This window comes from Clostridium sp. BSD9I1, from assembly GCF_900185645.1.
Lineage (GTDB): Bacteria > Bacillota > Clostridia > Clostridiales > Clostridiaceae > Clostridium_AK.
Genome location: NZ_FYAM01000027.1, coordinates 242,676 through 258,927 on the forward strand (window position 1 = coordinate 242,676; position 16,252 = coordinate 258,927).

Below are 16,252 nucleotides of genomic sequence, written 5' to 3' on the forward strand. Positions count from 1 at the left end.
ATTAATCCTCCAAGAATCCAGTTAATGGACTAGATGCCTCAGCTTTTAAATCCAATACTCTACCAAGGCCTGCAAGATAGGCGCTGCGTCCTGCTTCAATAGCCTGCTTAAATGCTTTTGCCATTGCTGCAATGTCCTTTGCTGTTGCAACTGCAGTATTACACATAACAGCATCTACACCCATTTCCATTGCTTCACAGGCTTGAGATGGACGTCCAATACCAGCATCTACAATAATAGGTAAGTTTATTTCATCTACTAAGATTTGTATAAAATCTTTTGTACAAAGCCCTTTATTACTTCCAATAGGTGCAGCTAATGGCATTACTGCTGAGGCACCAGCATTTACAAGTGATCTTGCCACATTCAAATCCGGATACATATATGGCATAACAATGAAGCCTTCCTTTGCTAGCATTTCTGTAGCCTTAATTGTTTCATAGTTGTCCGGCATTAAATATTTAGAATCATGAATAACTTCTACTTTTACAAAACTGCCGCAGCCAATTTCTCTTGAAAGTCTAGCAATTCTCACTGCTTCCTCTGCAGTTCTTGCTCCAGAAGTGTTTGGAAGTAATGTAATTCCCTTTGGTATGTAATCTAATATGTTTTCTTCTCCACCTACATTTGCACGGCGTAGTGCAAGGGTTACCATTTCTACTTCACCATGCTCAATAGCTGCTTTTGTTAGATCTAATGAAAATTTACCTGAACCTAATATAAATCTTGATTTAAATTCATACCCACCAATTATTAACTTATCACTCATTTTTAACATCCTTTCCTATACAGCTTCTATTCCAAGTAATAATCTTAAAATCATATTTGCTTGATGACCAGCACATATTTGTACTCTTGGTGCCATCAATCCTTGTCCAATTTTTGCTCCGTTTTCTAAATCCCCACATAAATATAAGCGATTCATGGGTTTTACTGTTTTGATTAAATTTGAACTATCATATCCAGCCATACCAGAAGCCGCTACTATTTTAATATCTGTAAGTTCTTCCAATGCTGTATTTACAAGCATAGATTTAGCCTCAGGTTTATCAAAGGCTTCACAAACTATGTCATAGCCGTTAAAAAGCTCACTAACATTATCTTCTGTTACTCTTGTGGTTTGAGTTTCCACATTGATAAAGGGATTAATTTCTTCTATCTGTTTTTTTAGAGCTAATGTTTTCGGTATCCCTAAGTGACCCATGTTATAGCTTTGTCTATTTAAGTTACTTGGCTCCACAACATCAAAATCCACTAGAAGTAACTGGCCAACACCTATTCTTGCAAGCATAACTGCAATGTTAGATCCAAGACCTCCAAGACCCGCTACGGCAACTTTACCTTTTTTAATCTTTTTATGTACATTTGGAGTGTGTCTTGCCATCATCATGCTTTCAAGTTCGTCTTCCTTAGGCATAGTGCCTTTGCGTATTATAGTTAATACATCATTTTCTGATATTTTGCAGTCAGTATCTATTTGAAAGCCGTTTAAAATTACAATGTCAGTTTCATTTCCAATTTGGTTTCGCAGCTCAAATGCTGTGCTGCAGGTTAGCTCCATTTCTTTGCCGTTTACTGTTACTTTCATTTATTAGCCTCCTCCTACAAATCTAACAATCTCTAAAGTATCCTCATCATCAAGCATAACAATTTTATATGCTGATTTCGAAACAATTTCACCATTACGCTCCACTGCAATTTTAGTAATATCGTAATTTTGACCCTTTAAGAAATCAAATAAACTTTGCGCTCCATTTAAGGAAATATCAGTTCCATTTACTCTCATATTTTCACTTCCTTCCCAGAAATGCCCGCAAAAAAAGCACAAAATGGCCTTACACCCTTTCGGTGGTGTACCCCATTTTGTGCTTATTATTCACGAACAATATTATATTGGTGATATTATATCATAGTGCCACCCACGTGGCAAGTGGCAAGTGTAATTGAGATAATATTTTATTAACAATGATTATTTTTGCTTAAAATTAAGATTTTCTTAAGAGGTTTTTAATCTAATTTTAAATTATATACTTCATAATCAGTATGTACAAATAGATAACTAGGAGGATGAATACTGTTTATGAATATACAAAAGAATAAATTAAAGTTCTATTTTTTATTATTAGTAACTCTATGTGGACTAGCGGGAATATTTATTTATGCTAAATCCAGCGGAATCTTAAATCATATGACTTCTATGGAGGATTTAAAAAAGTATATTGAGGGATATGGTAAAAATGCATATATTATATTTTTTATAGTACAATTTGCATCTGTTATTATTGCACCAATACCTAGTAATGTAAGTGCTGTGGTTGGTGGAATGATGTTTGGCATGTGGGGATCATTTTTTATTAGTATGGTAGCCATAATAAGCGGCTCTATAGTGGTATTTATTCTTGCAAGAAAATTTGGAAGGTCTTTTACAAACAAGTTTGTAAGCCATAAGGTTTCAGATAAGTATGAGGAGATTATTTCATCCAAAAGGGGAGAGCTGTTAATTATGCTAATGTTTCTTCTTCCGTTTCTACCAGACGATATTATTGGATTTTTAGTTGGAATTAGCAAGATGAGTTTAAGCAGATACTTCACAATAATGCTTTTAGCAAGACCATGGGAAATACTAGCTGCATCTGCATTGGGATCTTCGAATATAATAGTACCATGGTGGGTATGGGGAATAATTGCACTATGCGTGATTTTTATAGTAAAGAATGGTAATAAGATGGAAGATAAATTAATTAATGCTGTTAAATAATTTATCAAATATACTTTATTTAATAAAACTTTTTTATGTTTTTTTATATTGACTACTTCCTATGCAAGTTTATAATTATTTATTATATAGGCATGTACTATAAGTGTAGTGTATGATTTTGTTGTTTAAATTAGCGGAAATAATTATTATATAAGGAGAAAGTTATATGAAAAAAATATTACTGTTATCTACAGGGGGAACTATTGCTTGTGCAGAAGGCAATGATGGACTTGCACCAGCTCTTACGGGAGAAAGTCTTTTAAGTTACACAAAAGAAGTACAGGATATCTGCCAAATTGATGCTGTACAAATATTAAATATTGACAGTACTAATATGCACCCAGAATATTGGGTAAATATTGTTGAATATATTGAAAAAAGTTATAATAATTATGATGGATTTGTTATAACTCATGGTACGGATACTATGGCATATACCTCTGCAGCACTTTTTTATATGATACAAAATTCTAACAAGCCAATTGTTATTACAGGTGCTCAAAAGCCTATTATATTTAAAGAAACAGATGCAAAAAGAAATTTAATAAATGCCATCCAATTTGCATGTAATGGGGTAGGCGGAGTATTCATCGTCTTTGATGGAAAGGTAATCTGTGGATCTCGTGCGGAAAAATTAAGAACAAAAAGCTATAATGCTTTTGAAAGTATTAACTATCCTTATTTAGCAAGTATTGAAGAAAATAAGATTAAATATAATGACCAAGTTTCCATTTATAAAAAGGAACAGGAGCTTACATTTTATAAATCTCTATGTACTAATATTTTCTTATTAAAGCTAACTCCTGCAACGGATCCTGATATACTTGACTATTTAAGTGATAAGTATTTAGGGATAATTATAGAAAGCTATGGCAGCGGGGGAATTCCTTTTGAGAATAAAAAGAATTTCTTAGCTAAGTTAAAAATGCTGGATGAGGCGGGAAAGATTGTAGTTATAAAAACTCAGGTGCTTTTAGAGGGCACTGATTTGAGCAAATATGAAGTTGGACAAAAGGCCTTAAAGTATGCAGTAATTCCAGGTTATGATATGTCGACAGAGGCAATAGTAACAAAGCTCATGTGGGTACTTGGACAAACCAAAGATAAGGAAAAAGCCAAGCAGCTGTTCTTGACATCTATACGTAATGACTTGATTATTGAAAAATTAGCTTAAAATTTAAATATAAAAATAATATTTATTCAAGGGGGAAAATAAGTTATGAAATTTTGTTGGAGTACATTAATGGTTAAGAATATGGAGGATTCTTTAAAATTTTATCAAGAAATAGTTGGACTTACAGTGGATAAAAGATTTAAAGCTGGTCCAGGAACTGAAATTGCATTTTTAGGGGACGGAGAAACAAAGATTGAGTTAATATATAATGAAAATAATAAAGAAGTTAATGTGGGAAGCGATATTTCATGGGGATTTGAAATAGAATCTGTGGATAAAATGATGGAATTACTTAAGAATAAAGGCATAGAATATAGTGGACCATTTCAACCTAATCCACATGTTAAGTTTTTTTATGTGACAGATCCAAATGGGTTAAAGATTCAGTTTGTAGAAAATATATAGTCTATATAACTAGAGCATTTGGCACCTCCTATGGAAGGTGTCTTTTTGCTTTCAAAAAACAAAAATGGATTTAATGATATTTTTCATTGTTATTAATAAAGGTGGTTAAGATAAATGAAAAATAAGGAAATTTTATCCAGAAGCTTGTTAAAGAAACTTATATTTAAATTATTAAAGACTAAATTAAATAAATTAATTTTATAATTGATTTATCTTAAAATAATCTGGTTTTAAATTAAATATTTTAATTATATTATTGAATTGTTGTAAAAATAGTATTATAATGAAGATACAGAAAAGGAGAGGATGATTATGGCTTATAGGGTAATAAGCAAATGTCCTATATGTAATGGAAAATTAAAAGCTATCAGGCTTAGATGTGATAAATGCGGCACTGTTATTGAAAATGACTTTGAATTTTCTAAGTTCGAGTATTTAGGAGAAGAATATCTTAATTTCATGGAAGTTTTTTTAAAGTGTAGAGGCAATATTAAGGATGTTGAAAAAGAGCTTGGAATATCCTATCCAACTGTAAGAGCTAAGCTAGATGAGGTTGTTTCAGCTCTTGGTTATACGGTAGTAAAAAAGCCTACAGTAGACAACAAGGAAATACTTGATATGCTGGAAAAGGGTGAAATATCAGCTGAGCAGGCTGTAAATATGATGAAGGGTAATTAAAATTTGAAAGGGTGGATTGTAAAATGAAGGAAGAGGTTAAAAGAATTTTAAAAATGGTTGAAGACGGTAAAATCGATTCAGAAAAGGCTACGGAACTTATTGAAGCACTTGATAAGTCTAGTAGTGCACAACAGCTTACTGTATCACAAAATTTAGATAAAATGCTTAAAGTTAGAGTGCTGTCAAGCACCAATGATACAGTAAATGTAAATGTACCAGTTAAGTTTTTAAAAGCTATAGGCAATGCTGTTAATAATATTAAAATACCAGGTGTGTCGGAGCAAGAGGGAATAGATATAAAGATGATTATGGAAGCTATTGATTCAGGTCTTGAAGGAAAGATAGTGGATGTAAAAAGCAGCAATGGGGATATAGTTGAAGTTTCTATAGAATAAAAATTTTATTAGGTCACTGACTTAAATATGAAGTAAACATGCTTCATTTAATTTGCCTATTAAATGAAAGGGAGAATAAGATTGAGAATTTATATAAAGCTTAATACTGGAAGAAGCTTTAAAATACCAGCACCAATAGGACTTATAAAAATGGCTCTTGGCTGTGGCAACTTTGGAATATCAATTGCAAAGCGGTACATTACTGAAGAGCAAAGAAAATATATTGAAAATATCGACCTTAAGGAACTTAAAAAAGGGTTTGATGTGTTAAAAGTTTATAAGGGATTAAAGATGGTAGAAGTAAAAGCTGGAGATGGAACAGAAGTAACTATAATAGTTTAATTATAAGGTAAAATATGCAAGCGTGATTATAGTCAGTAATAATTACCATTAAACAATTTTATAAAAATGTTGACAATAAAAATAAAATAATATATAGTATTCCTATAAGATTACTGTTATATGAAAGAAAATAAAAATGCTATGATAAGAATTAGTAGTATAGACTAAACTTACAGAGAGAAACCCTCTAGGCTGAAAGGGGTTTTGAGTGTAATCTATATGAATGCATCTTTGAGCACTGTCTCGAAAATAAGTAGACGGCAGCGGGTACGCTCGTTAAAGCGTTAAGGTATGTTTGTGCCTAAATTGATGAGAGTCATGAATTTGTTTATATTCGTGATAATTAGAGTGGGACCGTGGAATATAACTTCTACCTCTATGTTTTAGAGGCAGGAGTTTTTTGTTTTCAAAGTATACCAATGTATTTAAATAATTATAACATAGAAAAAATCGAAATAAGGGGGAGTTATTGATTAAATAATTTTTCAAGAAATATAAGATACTATAAATAAAATTAATATCAAGGATATTATAAAAATTGGAGGAAATAAAAATGAAAAAAAGAAATATATTTGTGAGTGCTGTTTTAGCTTTAACTTTAATTATAGGTGTTACAGGATGTTCAACAAAAGATAATAATGCAGGTAAAGAAACTGCACCTAAAAACTTATTAGAAACAATAAAGAATGATGGTAAAATTCGTATAGGTACTGAAGGAACATATGCTCCATTTACTTTCCATGATAGCAATGGAACCTTAACGGGATTTGATGTGGAAATAGCAAATGAAATAGCAAAACGTCTTGGTGTAAAAGCAGAGTTTGTTGAAACAAAATGGGATGGTATGTTTGCAGGCCTTGATGCAAAGAGGTTTGATGCGGTATTAAATGAAGTTTCAATAAATCCTGAGCGTGAGAAAAAGTATGATTTTTCAACTCCATATATAACATCAAGAGCTGTACTTATCGTAAGAAGCGATAACCAAGATATTAAAAAATTCGAAGACTTAAAAGGTAAAAAATCTGCTCAATCTTTAACAAGTAATCTTGGTAAGATTGCAAAAAGTAATGGAGCAGAGCTGGTTCAAATTGATGGTTTTAATCAAGCCATTGACCTTTTAACTTCAAAGAGAGTAGATGCCACTATTAATGATAGCTTATCTTTCTTAGATTTAAAAAAGCAAAAGCCAGATGCACCAATAAAGTCAGTAGCTGATTATAATAATGCTGAGCAAAGTGCTGTATTATTTAGAAAAGGAAATAAGGAATTAGTAGATGCAGTAAATAAAGCACTTGCAGATATGAAGTCAGATGGTACGTACTTAAAAATTTCTCAAAAGTGGTTTGGTACTGATGTATCAAAATAACGAGGTGACAAGATGAATTTTGATGAAAGAGCGACAAGAATAATAGATATACTAATAAGCTCATTTTTACCTATATTAAAGGCGGGATTGGAATTTACAGTCCCCCTTGCCATTATATCCTTTTCTCTTGGATTAGTTCTTGCTTTGCTTACAGCTTTAGCGAGAATATCGAATTTTAAACCATTGGTGTTATTAGCTAAGTTTTATGTTTGGATAGTAAGGGGGACACCACTCCTAGTTCAATTGTTTATCATATTTTATGGGCTTCCAGCGGCAGGTGTAACATTAAACGCGCTGACTGCGGGTATAATTGGTTTTACCTTAAGTGTAGGTGCATATAATTCCGAGGTTATAAGAGCTGCTATTACATCTATACCTCAAGGTCAGTGGGAGGCTGCATACTCCATAGGTATGACATATAAACAAGCACTAAGAAGAGTAATTCTTCCTCAAGCTACTAGAGTTTCCATACCTCCACTAGCTAATTCTTTTATAAGTCTTGTTAAAGATACATCACTTGCTGCAACCATAACCGTTACTGAAATGTTCATGATAGCTCAGAGAATTACAGCTGCAACTTATGAACCTCTTTGGTTATATATTGAAACAGCGGTTATCTATCTTATGTTCAGTAGTGTATTATCAGTGTTTCAGAATAGGTTAGAAAAAAGACTTGAAAGATATACAACTAGGTAAAGGAGGGGTTTTATGATAAACATAAAAAACTTACACAAAAGCTTTGGTAAGAATGAGATTTTAAAGGGTATAGATTTACAGATTAATAAGGGAGAGACAGCGGTTATTATTGGACCATCAGGTTCAGGGAAAACCACTCTATTAAGATGTATAAATTTATTAGAGACTCCAAACGAGGGTTCCATAGCAATTGGGAAAAATGAGGTAATGTTTAGTGGAAATAAAAAGATTTCTACTAGTGAAGTACAAGCGCTAAGAAAACAAACTGGGATGGTATTTCAAGGCTTTTATCTTTTTCCTCATATGACCGTTATAGAAAATATAATGGAGGGACAGGTAACAGTATTGAAGCGTTCAAAGGAAGAGGCTCGTGAAAAAGGTTTTAAGCTTTTACAAAAGGTTGGACTTTTAGAGAAAAAAGATCAGTATCCCTGTGAACTTTCAGGTGGCCAGCAGCAAAGAGTAGCTATTGCCCGTGCCATGGCAATGGAACCTGAAGTTTTGTTATTTGATGAGCCTACTTCTGCATTAGATCCAGAGCTGGCAGCTGAGGTGCTAAAGGTAATGAAAGATCTTTCTAAAGAGGGAATGACTATGGTAGTAGTAACTCATAAAATGAGTTTTGCAAGAGATGCAGCTCATAAGGTTGTATTCATGGAAAATGGGTCAATTGTTGAAGTTGGTACACCAGAGCAGGTTTTTGAAAATACAGGCAATGAGCGCTTGAAGAAGTTTTTGAGTATTATAGATGATTAGGTTGATTAGTGCCACCCACGTGGCAAGTGGCAAGTAGATGACGCTTAATTTATGAACTATGGGGGAAAAATGGACAAATTTAAAAAGATAATAAAGAAAAGATGGGCAATATTTTTTATAATATTATTTGCATTTGTCTACGTGAATAACAGCTCTCTGTTTACAAAACAGCAAACAGGAAAACCAACTATACTTGCACATCGTGGGCTTGCACAAACCTTTAGTATGGAGGGAATAACCAATGAAACCAATACAGCTCAGCGCATTCATAAGCCTGAACATCCTTTTTTAGAAAATACAATCCCTTCTATGGAAGCAGCTTTTAAATATGGAGCTGATATAGTTGAACTTGATATTCAGCCAACCAAGGATGGGAAATTTGCTGTTTTTCATGATTGGACACTAGAATATAGAACCAATGGAAAAGACCTTATAAAAGATTATACAATGGACGAGTTGAGATTACTTGACGTTGGGTATAACTACACTGCAGATGGAGGGAAGACATTTCCTTTTCGAGGTAAAGGAACAGGACTTATGCCTTCATTAGATGATGTTCTTACTAAATTCCCAGAAGGTTCTTTTTTGATTCATATTAAAACTGATAAAACAGAAGATGGGCAGCAGCTTGTTCAATATCTTTCTAAGCTACCCAAAGAAAGTTTAAATAAATTGGCTGTATATGGAGGAGACAAACCTATTGCTTTATTACAGAAAGAGTTACCTAATCTTCGAGTTATGTCAAAGGCAACGCTGAAAAAATCACTGATTTCTTATATTGCCATAGGTTGGACAGGGTATATTCCAAAGGCCTGTAGAAATACTGAATTGCATATACCATTAAAATACGCTTCTATTCTATGGGGGTGGGGAAGCCGATTTCTAAATCGAATGGATAGTGTAAATACTCGTGTAATTGTTGTAGGCGGCAGCGGGGAATTTTCTGAAGGATTTGATACTGCCGAAGACTTGAAAAATCTACCACCTAACTATACTGGAGGTATTTGGACAAATCGTGTTGATAAGATAGGCCCATTATTTTACAAATAAAAATTTCTTATATAAGTTATGGAATGAGTTAACACTTGCCATATAAGCAGGATTTATAGTACAATAAGTATACTAAATTAGTAGTTTATAAAATGGGTTCAATAGATTTTTATCTGTTGATTAAAAGAGAAGCTGGGTGAAAGTCCCACACGGTCTCGCCGCTGTAAGAGAATAGTTTTTTCAATATGCCACTGGGAAACTGGGAAGGCTGAAAAAATGTTGATGCTCGAGTCAGAACACCTGCCTGTTTTATATTGCCAAAAACTCTACGAGTAATAGGGGGAGGAAGATTAAAATGACTTATATGCATTTTGGATAGACAGCCCTTTAACTAAACGTTGAAGGGTTATTTGTTTTATGACTTTACAATAATGAGAAAAGAGGAGAATAATATATGAAAATAGCTATTATAGCATGTGAAAACACAAATGGTACATGCTCAACCATGGGATGTTTTAAGGCTTATAATAATAGAAATAAGGCTTTTAGTATTTATGAAAAGGATGAGAATTTGGAAATGATGGCATTTGCTACATGTGATGCTTGTTCCAAAAATTCTGATGAAAATTTATTAAAGACTGCAAAAAAACTTCAAGAAGCAGGTGTAAAAAGAATTCATTTAGCGGTTTGTATTATTAAAAAGTGCAAGGCTAATAGGGCCCATGAAATAAAACAAATTTTTGAAAATCATAACATAGAAGTAATAGAGGGAACGCATTAGTGCCTAGTGCCACCCACGTGGCAAGTGGCAAGTTGATATTTAAGATATATAAAATTTAATTGTTTTATTAAAGGGAACCTTGTAGGGGTTCCCTTAGCTGTAAAATTTTCAGGTTATTAATGGAAATAAATTATTTTTAATGAAACCTAAATTACATTTATTAAGCTAAATCTCTGTTAAATTAAGATAGTTCAACTTACCACTTGCCATAAAGGTATCAACTAGTATAAAATCAAAATAATAGTGCCGCTAGTGCCACCCACGTGGCAAGTGGCAAGTGAGGATTTACAACTGATAAATTAATGATACCTTGTAGAATTTCTGATTTTATGTATATTTTTTATAAAAGTGTGAATAGTTTAGATAAACCATTTACAGGGGTGAAAGCATATGTCAAGAAAGAATAGAATTATCTATGAGGGAGCAATATATCATATTTATCAACGAGGAAATAATAAAGAATACATATTTCAGGATGATAATGTAAAATCATTTATCTTAAGATGTTTGAAAAAATATAATACCAAGTTTGACTATGAGATTTTAGCTTATGTAATTATGGATAACCATTATCATTTACTTATGAAAACTAATAAATCTCCAATAAATGAAATAATGTTTTATTTGGACAATTTACTAGGAAAATATATAAAAGGTATATTAAATAGGACAGGTCACGCATTTGATAGTAGATATAAGAGTAAGTTAGTTGACAACAATGCTTATTTAGTATGGCTTTTAAGGTATATACATAGAAATCCAATAAAGGCTGATATATGTGATAGTTTAGAGGATTATCCTTGGAGCAGTCATTATTTTTATAAAAACAACATAAATTCAGGTATCAATGCTAATTTTATATTAAGTATCTTAGGGGACAGTAGGGAAAGGGCTTCTAAGCAGTATTTAAAGCTTGTTAATTCACCTGGAGATGAAATTGATGAAGATAAGGATTATGAAATTACAAAGGCAGCATTTAATCTTAAAGAAACGCCATTTTCAAATGAGGGCAAGGATTTTAGTAATTTTGCAAGACTAAATCGTAAACCATTAGATGAAGTAATTTCAAAACTTAATATAAATAAATCTACACTTATGGAGATTAGGAATGGGGCCAGGAAACAATGCCTCACCGCAGCAAAAATAAAAATTATAAGATATGCATTAAGTGAATGTTATTCCTTAAAGGAAATAGCAGAATATTTTAATGCGGCACCATCGACCATAAGTAAGTTAATTTCAAGAAATAAAATAGTGTAACTTGCCACTTGCCATGTGGGTGGCACCTTAGGAGGATCGTAGCAATGGACGATAAAAGCTTACAATTAATTAAGAAAGCTGAGGAAACTCATAATTTAAGCAAAGAAGAGTTGGTTATCTTACTTAAAGATAATAGCATAAATGAGAAACTTTTTAGTGCAGCTGATAGAGTTAGAAAAAAGTATGTAGGGGATGAAGTGCATTTAAGAGGAATAATTGAGTTTTCAAATACATGTAAACGTAATTGCTTATATTGTGGATTAAGGGCAGCTAATAAAAATGTTGAAAGATATAGATTGATGCCTGATGAAATAATAGAATTAGCAAAAAAAGCAGTAGGTTATGGATACAAAAGTATTGTTATGCAATCTGGAGAAGATGATTATTACACAGTAGACATGCTTTCGAATATAATATCTAGCTTAAAGAAAATGGACATAGCAGTTACCTTAAGTTTAGGGGAAAAAACCTTTCAAGAGTATAAGGCTTACAAGGAAGCTGGAGCAGATAGATATTTAATTAGAATAGAAACTACAGATGAAAAGCTATATGAAGAGTTAGACCCAGCTATGAATCATGAAAACAGAAAAAGATGTATTAGAGATTTAAAATCATTAGGATATCAAATAGGAACAGGTAACTTAGTAGGGCTGCCTAACCAAACTATAGAATCTTTAGCAGATGATATATTGTTTTTCAAAGAAATAGATGCAGATATGATAGGACTTGGACCATTTATTCCTAATGAAGATACTCCTTTAAAGGATGCAAAGGGCAGGGAGTTTACAATGAGCTTAAAGGTTATGGCATTAACAAGGCTCTTATTACCAGATATAAACATACCTGCTACAACAGCTATGGAGACTTTAAATAAAAATGGAAGAATAATAGCTCTTCAAAGTGGTGCTAATGTTGTTATGCCTAATATAACTGAAGGAGACTATAGAAAATTATATGCTCTTTATCCAGGTAAGATATGCATAAATGATACACCAGGTCATTGCTTTAATTGTATTTCAGGAAAGATAAGATCTATAGGAAGAACGGTTTCAACATCTAAAGGACATAGCCTTAAATCTTTAAGGAATAAATAAAAGTGCCACCCACATGGCAAGTGGCAAGTTAAAGTAACTTGCCACTTGCCATGTGGGTGGCACTATATTTTAATCCATCTACAGAGCTTATTTTCCAGTATATCAATAATCTTAAATATTAAAAATCCCATTATGCTAAGGGCTAATATTCCGCTAAACATTTCAACATAGTTTACCATTAGCCAGCTATTCATTATAAAATAACCAATACCATAGGTTGTTGCAAAATTTTCACCAAAGAATAGCACAGATATGCTAACACCAACACTAATTCTTAAGGCAGTTATTATTTTAGGAAGCACTGCTGGAATTATTAAATGCCTGTAAGTTTGAACTTTGTTTAATCCAAGGGAGGTTACGGAATAAAAGAGCTCCTTTGGTATTTCTCGAACTCCATCCCTCGCAGCTACAATAATTTGAAAAATAATTATTATAATTATAAGTACAACCTTAGGGGTGTTACCAAGACCAAATAAAATCATCAGTATTGGCAGAAAAGCTATTTTAGGCAGCGGATATAGTATGTATACTATGGGCGTTATAAGTTCATCGGCTTTCTCACTCATGCCAATCCAAAGTCCAATTAAGCTTCCAAATACTAATGAAATTAAAATTGCTGTAGTTACCCTAGCTAGGCTTACTAGTAGATGAAGGCTTAATGTTCCTGGAAAAATCTCAATAAAGTTCAAAATTGTTTTATAGGGAGAAGGTATTGCCGAAGAACTTACAGTTAAATGAAGTATGTACCAAAATAGCACTACTATAAAGATTCCATATAAAGTTTTGTTATATATGAAGGCTTTAAGCTTAGCCATTTAACCACTTCCTTACCTCAAGACATATTTTATAAAATTCCAAGTTGTTTCTTAAATTTTCATCTCCAAAGTATGGATTATCTATTATATGATTGATCTTTCCATCACCCATAACTATAATCCTTTGTCCAAGGAAAACAGCTTCTTCAATATTGTGGGTTACCATTACTAAAGTGAGATGACTTTCCTTATATATATTCAATATAAGATTTTGAATATGCTCCTTTGTTATAGCATCTAGAGCTGAAGATGCCTCATCCATAAGAAGTAAATCAGGTTCTAGGGCTAAGGTTCTTCCAATTGCAACTCTTTGTTTTTGCCCACCGCTAAGCTCGCCGGGAAGCTTTTTTTTATATTCATCCATACTTAAGCTTTTTAATATAGAGGAAACTTTATCGTTAATTTCAGATTTTTTAAAGCCTCTAGATTTTAAAGGAAATGCAATATTATCCCAAACATTTTTCCATGGAAGAAGCCCATAATCCTGAAGAATTAACCCTGTATCTTTTCTTATACCAGTGAGCTCCTGGCCGCCAATAAATATATTACCTGAAGCTGGTTTTATAATTCCAGCTAAGGTATATAAAAGTGTAGTCTTTCCACATCCTGATGGACCAATTACAGCACAAGTAGTATTCTTATCGATATTTAGAGAAAGCTTATCTAAGGCTTTCTCCTCACCATAACACACATCTATGTTTTTTACTTCAATCATTATTTTACGAATTTCCCTTCAACTAAGTCCTCATATTTTAAATCTATTTTCTTCTTTAGTACCTTTTCGTTCCAATTCATAATAGTTTCAAGGTATTCTTTACTAGGTACTCTTGCCTTATTGTATTTTGGTAAAATGATTTTATCTTTAATCTCTGGCTTTAATTTTAACTTTTCTATTAATATTTCTCTTGCTTCAGTATCGCTTTTATTTATTTCTTCAATAGCCTTGTTATAACCTTCATGAAATAGCTTAACTGCTTTCTCGTTTTCCTTTATAGCTTTTCCTGTAAACACCATTATATCTGGTGAAAATTCATCAGTATTTTGTATAAGTTTTTTGCCAAGTCCATTTAATTCTCCTTGAGAAGCCATTGGCTCAGGAATAACAGCCATATCTAAGTTGCCCTTATTAATCATTTCAAGTCTAGCAGGAATTTCATTTATATAAACCTTTTCTACATTGTATTTATCTCCCAGACTTCTATCAGATAAATAGTTGGACACGCTTACTTCCATCATTCCAACCTTAATATCTTTCTTTTCTTCAAATCCTTTTTTTATTAAGAAAGGGAAGGATCCATCTGTGCTTGTTGTAACCTTTATATCAAAACCATTTTGAACGTTATTCACTAAAGCAATAACATCTGTCATGGCTCCATCTAATTCACCACTTTGGAGAGCGCTTTGTCTATTCATTGCATTTGTATAAACTTGCACATCTACATCTAATCCAAGTTCTTTGAAATATCCCTTTTTAGCTGCAAGAAATATAGGTGCTGAGTCTACTGCAGGCATAACTCCAACTTTTAATTTTAAATTTTCCTTTGTAGTATCCTCAGCAGTTTTCTTTGAGCTGCATCCAACTGCAAATGCCATCATAACAGCTAACAGTACTGCTGATAACTTCTTAATATTTTTCACTTTTACATCCCCCATCTGTTTTTGTAGTGCCACCCACATGGCAAGTGGCACTATTTAATTGTATTACTTTGTTGTTGAGTTTTCAACACGCTCATGTATAATTAAGTATGTATTGCTAAGAATATATAAACTTTCAGGAGATGTGATCATGAAATATACAAAGGAATATATTAAAAAACTCATAAAGGACTTATGGATTGCACTAAGACCTTTATCGCTTACACTTGCTGTGGCCTCAACCACTTTAGGTATGTTAATGGCTCATAGGGAAGGAAAGTTATTTACAGGAAACCTTAAATTAGATGTACTTAAGATAGTATTAGTTACTATAGGAGGCATGCTTGTACAGGGATGTGCGAACTTAATAAATGATTTTTATGAAGGGTCTTTTAAATATCATAGGCCAGGAGAAAAGACCTATAAATTTTTAAAGTACGAAAGAACTGCCTTTGACCTTTTAGTATTTGCATTTAGCATGTTATGCTTAGCGGGAACTGGGTTCATAGGACTAATACTCATGTATTTAAGCACTCCAAAACTCATTTATATTGGAATAGCTGGTATTGTAGGTTCTTATGCCTATACTGGAGAACCCTTTGTATATAAGAAAAGGGGACTTGGAGCTATATTGTCCCTTGTACTTATGGGGCCTTTAATGGTATTAGGTTCTTATGTTGTATTTACAAGTGAATATTCTATCACCCCTGTAATAGGTGCACTGCCAGCAGGATTGATGATTCCACTGCTTATGATGTCAAATGAGATAAGAGATTACGAAAGAGATGAAAATCTTGGGATAAGAACACTTACAGTTATACTAGGTATTAAGGCTGGTAAAGCAATTTATGTTTCAATAATAGTTGCAGCATATTTAATGACAACTATATTAGTTATTACAAAGGGCTTACCCGTATTAGCATTACTAGTTTATATAACCTTGCCAATAGCCATTAAGGCTTATAAAACAGTTTCTAGACCAAAAACTAGCGGAATACGTGTAACAAATATTCTACACATAACCTTTAATTTAATAACTATAATTGCATTAATAAAATAGTGCCACCCTCGTGGCAAGTGGCAAGTTACATTAACTTGCCACTTGTC

The 16,252-nt window shown here is 32.7% G+C and carries 20 protein-coding genes, 1 riboswitch and 1 other annotated feature; of the genes, 14 read left to right on the plus strand and 6 right to left on the minus strand.

Features of this window, described 5'->3' with window-relative positions; genetic code table 11:
- Position 1 precedes the first annotated feature (1 nt).
- The 3 genes from BSD9I1_RS18040 to thiS are packed head-to-tail and all read right to left on the minus strand — an operon-like array spanning position 2 to position 1,786.
- Positions 2-769 (minus strand): thiazole synthase, encoded by a 768-nt coding sequence (locus tag BSD9I1_RS18040; protein ID WP_186431478.1) that lies wholly within the window; start codon positions 767-769, stop codon positions 2-4.
- Positions 770-784: 15 nt separating this feature from the next.
- A complete protein-coding gene (thiF, locus tag BSD9I1_RS18045; RefSeq protein WP_186431479.1) occupies positions 785-1,588 on the minus strand; it encodes a sulfur carrier protein ThiS adenylyltransferase ThiF in 804 nt (267 codons plus the stop codon).
- Positions 1,589-1,591: 3 nt separating this feature from the next.
- Positions 1,592-1,786, minus strand: a complete 195-nt coding sequence (gene thiS, locus BSD9I1_RS18050) for a sulfur carrier protein ThiS (RefSeq protein ID WP_186431480.1) — start codon at positions 1,784-1,786, stop codon at positions 1,592-1,594.
- Between the two features lie 294 nt (positions 1,787-2,080).
- On the opposite strand from thiS, the gene BSD9I1_RS18055 reads away from it, so the two are divergent.
- The 13 genes from BSD9I1_RS18055 (at position 2,081) to hydE (ending at position 12,695) form a co-directional block, all read left to right on the plus strand.
- On the plus strand, positions 2,081-2,758 hold the full coding sequence (locus tag BSD9I1_RS18055) for a TVP38/TMEM64 family protein (RefSeq protein WP_186431481.1): 678 nt from the start codon (positions 2,081-2,083) through the stop codon (positions 2,756-2,758).
- Positions 2,759-2,924: 166 nt separating this feature from the next.
- Positions 2,925-3,932, plus strand: a complete 1,008-nt coding sequence (locus BSD9I1_RS18060; RefSeq protein ID WP_186431482.1) for an asparaginase — start codon at positions 2,925-2,927, stop codon at positions 3,930-3,932.
- A gap of 45 nt (positions 3,933-3,977) precedes the next feature.
- The gene (locus BSD9I1_RS18065; protein ID WP_186431483.1) at positions 3,978-4,337 is read left to right on the plus strand and encodes a VOC family protein; all 360 of its coding nucleotides are present in this window, start codon (positions 3,978-3,980) and stop codon (positions 4,335-4,337) included.
- A 312-nt stretch (positions 4,338-4,649) separates the two neighbouring features.
- Positions 4,650-5,015, plus strand: coding sequence for a DUF2089 domain-containing protein (locus tag BSD9I1_RS18070; RefSeq protein ID WP_186431484.1), 366 nt, complete (start codon positions 4,650-4,652; stop codon positions 5,013-5,015).
- A gap of 23 nt (positions 5,016-5,038) precedes the next feature.
- Positions 5,039-5,410, plus strand: coding sequence for a hypothetical protein (locus BSD9I1_RS18075; RefSeq protein WP_186431485.1), 372 nt, complete (start codon positions 5,039-5,041; stop codon positions 5,408-5,410).
- 81 nt (positions 5,411-5,491) lie between these two features.
- Positions 5,492-5,752 carry a hypothetical protein gene (locus BSD9I1_RS18080; RefSeq protein WP_186431486.1) on the plus strand — a complete coding sequence of 87 codons (261 nt, stop codon included), beginning with the start codon at positions 5,492-5,494 and terminating at the stop codon, positions 5,750-5,752.
- A 132-nt stretch (positions 5,753-5,884) separates the two neighbouring features.
- Positions 5,885-6,133, plus strand: a binding site (T-box leader).
- A gap of 172 nt (positions 6,134-6,305) precedes the next feature.
- Positions 6,306-7,118: an amino acid ABC transporter substrate-binding protein gene (locus BSD9I1_RS18085; RefSeq protein WP_186431487.1), complete on the plus strand. Its 813-nt coding sequence runs from the start codon at positions 6,306-6,308 to the stop codon at positions 7,116-7,118.
- Positions 7,119-7,130: 12 nt separating this feature from the next.
- Complete coding sequence (locus BSD9I1_RS18090; RefSeq protein WP_035306129.1) at positions 7,131-7,814, plus strand: amino acid ABC transporter permease; 684 nt, start codon at positions 7,131-7,133, stop codon at positions 7,812-7,814.
- Positions 7,815-7,826: 12 nt separating this feature from the next.
- Positions 7,827-8,570 (plus strand): amino acid ABC transporter ATP-binding protein, encoded by a 744-nt coding sequence (locus BSD9I1_RS18095; RefSeq protein ID WP_186431488.1) that lies wholly within the window; start codon positions 7,827-7,829, stop codon positions 8,568-8,570.
- A 69-nt stretch (positions 8,571-8,639) separates the two neighbouring features.
- Entirely contained in the window at positions 8,640-9,620 is a 981-nt protein-coding gene (locus BSD9I1_RS18100; RefSeq protein WP_186431489.1) for a glycerophosphodiester phosphodiesterase family protein, read from the plus strand.
- 77 nt (positions 9,621-9,697) lie between these two features.
- Positions 9,698-9,883: riboswitch (cobalamin riboswitch) on the plus strand.
- Between the two features lie 131 nt (positions 9,884-10,014).
- Positions 10,015-10,341, plus strand: a complete 327-nt coding sequence (locus BSD9I1_RS18105; RefSeq protein ID WP_186431490.1) for a CGGC domain-containing protein — start codon at positions 10,015-10,017, stop codon at positions 10,339-10,341.
- Between the two features lie 390 nt (positions 10,342-10,731).
- On the plus strand, positions 10,732-11,601 hold the full coding sequence (locus BSD9I1_RS18110) for a transposase (protein WP_186431491.1): 870 nt from the start codon (positions 10,732-10,734) through the stop codon (positions 11,599-11,601).
- 44 nt (positions 11,602-11,645) lie between these two features.
- Positions 11,646-12,695 carry a [FeFe] hydrogenase H-cluster radical SAM maturase HydE gene (gene hydE, locus BSD9I1_RS18115; RefSeq protein WP_186431492.1) on the plus strand — a complete coding sequence of 350 codons (1,050 nt, stop codon included), beginning with the start codon at positions 11,646-11,648 and terminating at the stop codon, positions 12,693-12,695.
- 62 nt (positions 12,696-12,757) lie between these two features.
- Here the strand turns inward: hydE and BSD9I1_RS18120 are convergent, their stop codons facing one another.
- The 3 genes from BSD9I1_RS18120 to BSD9I1_RS18130 are packed head-to-tail and all read right to left on the minus strand — an operon-like array spanning position 12,758 to position 15,148.
- On the minus strand, positions 12,758-13,510 hold the full coding sequence (locus tag BSD9I1_RS18120) for an ABC transporter permease (protein WP_186431493.1): 753 nt from the start codon (positions 13,508-13,510) through the stop codon (positions 12,758-12,760).
- Positions 13,503-14,225 carry an ABC transporter ATP-binding protein gene (locus BSD9I1_RS18125; protein ID WP_186431494.1) on the minus strand — a complete coding sequence of 241 codons (723 nt, stop codon included), beginning with the start codon at positions 14,223-14,225 and terminating at the stop codon, positions 13,503-13,505. The genes BSD9I1_RS18120 and BSD9I1_RS18125 overlap by 8 nt, the downstream gene beginning before the upstream one ends.
- On the minus strand, positions 14,225-15,148 hold the full coding sequence (locus tag BSD9I1_RS18130) for an ABC transporter substrate-binding protein (protein WP_186431495.1): 924 nt from the start codon (positions 15,146-15,148) through the stop codon (positions 14,225-14,227). Before BSD9I1_RS18130 ends, BSD9I1_RS18125 begins: the two co-directional genes overlap by 1 nt.
- A 148-nt stretch (positions 15,149-15,296) precedes the next feature.
- Between BSD9I1_RS18130 and BSD9I1_RS18135 the strand changes: the two genes are divergently transcribed.
- Positions 15,297-16,205 carry a prenyltransferase gene (locus tag BSD9I1_RS18135; protein ID WP_186431496.1) on the plus strand — a complete coding sequence of 303 codons (909 nt, stop codon included), beginning with the start codon at positions 15,297-15,299 and terminating at the stop codon, positions 16,203-16,205.
- Positions 16,206-16,252: the final 47 nt, after the last annotated feature.

Bases quoted from the DNA above. Each gene is read 5' to 3' on its own strand.
- BSD9I1_RS18040 (WP_186431478.1), bottom strand. From the start codon at position 769: ATGAGTGATAAGTTAATAATTGGTGGGTATGAATTTAAATCAAGATTT.
- thiF (WP_186431479.1), bottom strand. From the start codon at position 1,588: ATGAAAGTAACAGTAAACGGCAAAGAAATGGAGCTAACCTGCAGCACA.
- thiS (WP_186431480.1), bottom strand. From the start codon at position 1,786: ATGAGAGTAAATGGAACTGATATTTCCTTAAATGGAGCGCAAAGTTTA.
- BSD9I1_RS18055 (WP_186431481.1), top strand. From the start codon at position 2,081: ATGAATATACAAAAGAATAAATTAAAGTTCTATTTTTTATTATTAGTA.
- BSD9I1_RS18060 (WP_186431482.1), top strand. From the start codon at position 2,925: ATGAAAAAAATATTACTGTTATCTACAGGGGGAACTATTGCTTGTGCA.
- BSD9I1_RS18065 (WP_186431483.1), top strand. From the start codon at position 3,978: ATGAAATTTTGTTGGAGTACATTAATGGTTAAGAATATGGAGGATTCT.
- BSD9I1_RS18070 (WP_186431484.1), top strand. From the start codon at position 4,650: ATGGCTTATAGGGTAATAAGCAAATGTCCTATATGTAATGGAAAATTA.
- BSD9I1_RS18075 (WP_186431485.1), top strand. From the start codon at position 5,039: ATGAAGGAAGAGGTTAAAAGAATTTTAAAAATGGTTGAAGACGGTAAA.
- BSD9I1_RS18085 (WP_186431487.1), top strand. From the start codon at position 6,306: ATGAAAAAAAGAAATATATTTGTGAGTGCTGTTTTAGCTTTAACTTTA.
- BSD9I1_RS18090 (WP_035306129.1), top strand. From the start codon at position 7,131: ATGAATTTTGATGAAAGAGCGACAAGAATAATAGATATACTAATAAGC.
- BSD9I1_RS18095 (WP_186431488.1), top strand. From the start codon at position 7,827: ATGATAAACATAAAAAACTTACACAAAAGCTTTGGTAAGAATGAGATT.
- BSD9I1_RS18100 (WP_186431489.1), top strand. From the start codon at position 8,640: ATGGACAAATTTAAAAAGATAATAAAGAAAAGATGGGCAATATTTTTT.
- BSD9I1_RS18105 (WP_186431490.1), top strand. From the start codon at position 10,015: ATGAAAATAGCTATTATAGCATGTGAAAACACAAATGGTACATGCTCA.
- BSD9I1_RS18110 (WP_186431491.1), top strand. From the start codon at position 10,732: ATGTCAAGAAAGAATAGAATTATCTATGAGGGAGCAATATATCATATT.
- hydE (WP_186431492.1), top strand. From the start codon at position 11,646: ATGGACGATAAAAGCTTACAATTAATTAAGAAAGCTGAGGAAACTCAT.
- BSD9I1_RS18120 (WP_186431493.1), bottom strand. From the start codon at position 13,510: ATGGCTAAGCTTAAAGCCTTCATATATAACAAAACTTTATATGGAATC.
- BSD9I1_RS18125 (WP_186431494.1), bottom strand. From the start codon at position 14,225: ATGATTGAAGTAAAAAACATAGATGTGTGTTATGGTGAGGAGAAAGCC.
- BSD9I1_RS18135 (WP_186431496.1), top strand. From the start codon at position 15,297: ATGAAATATACAAAGGAATATATTAAAAAACTCATAAAGGACTTATGG.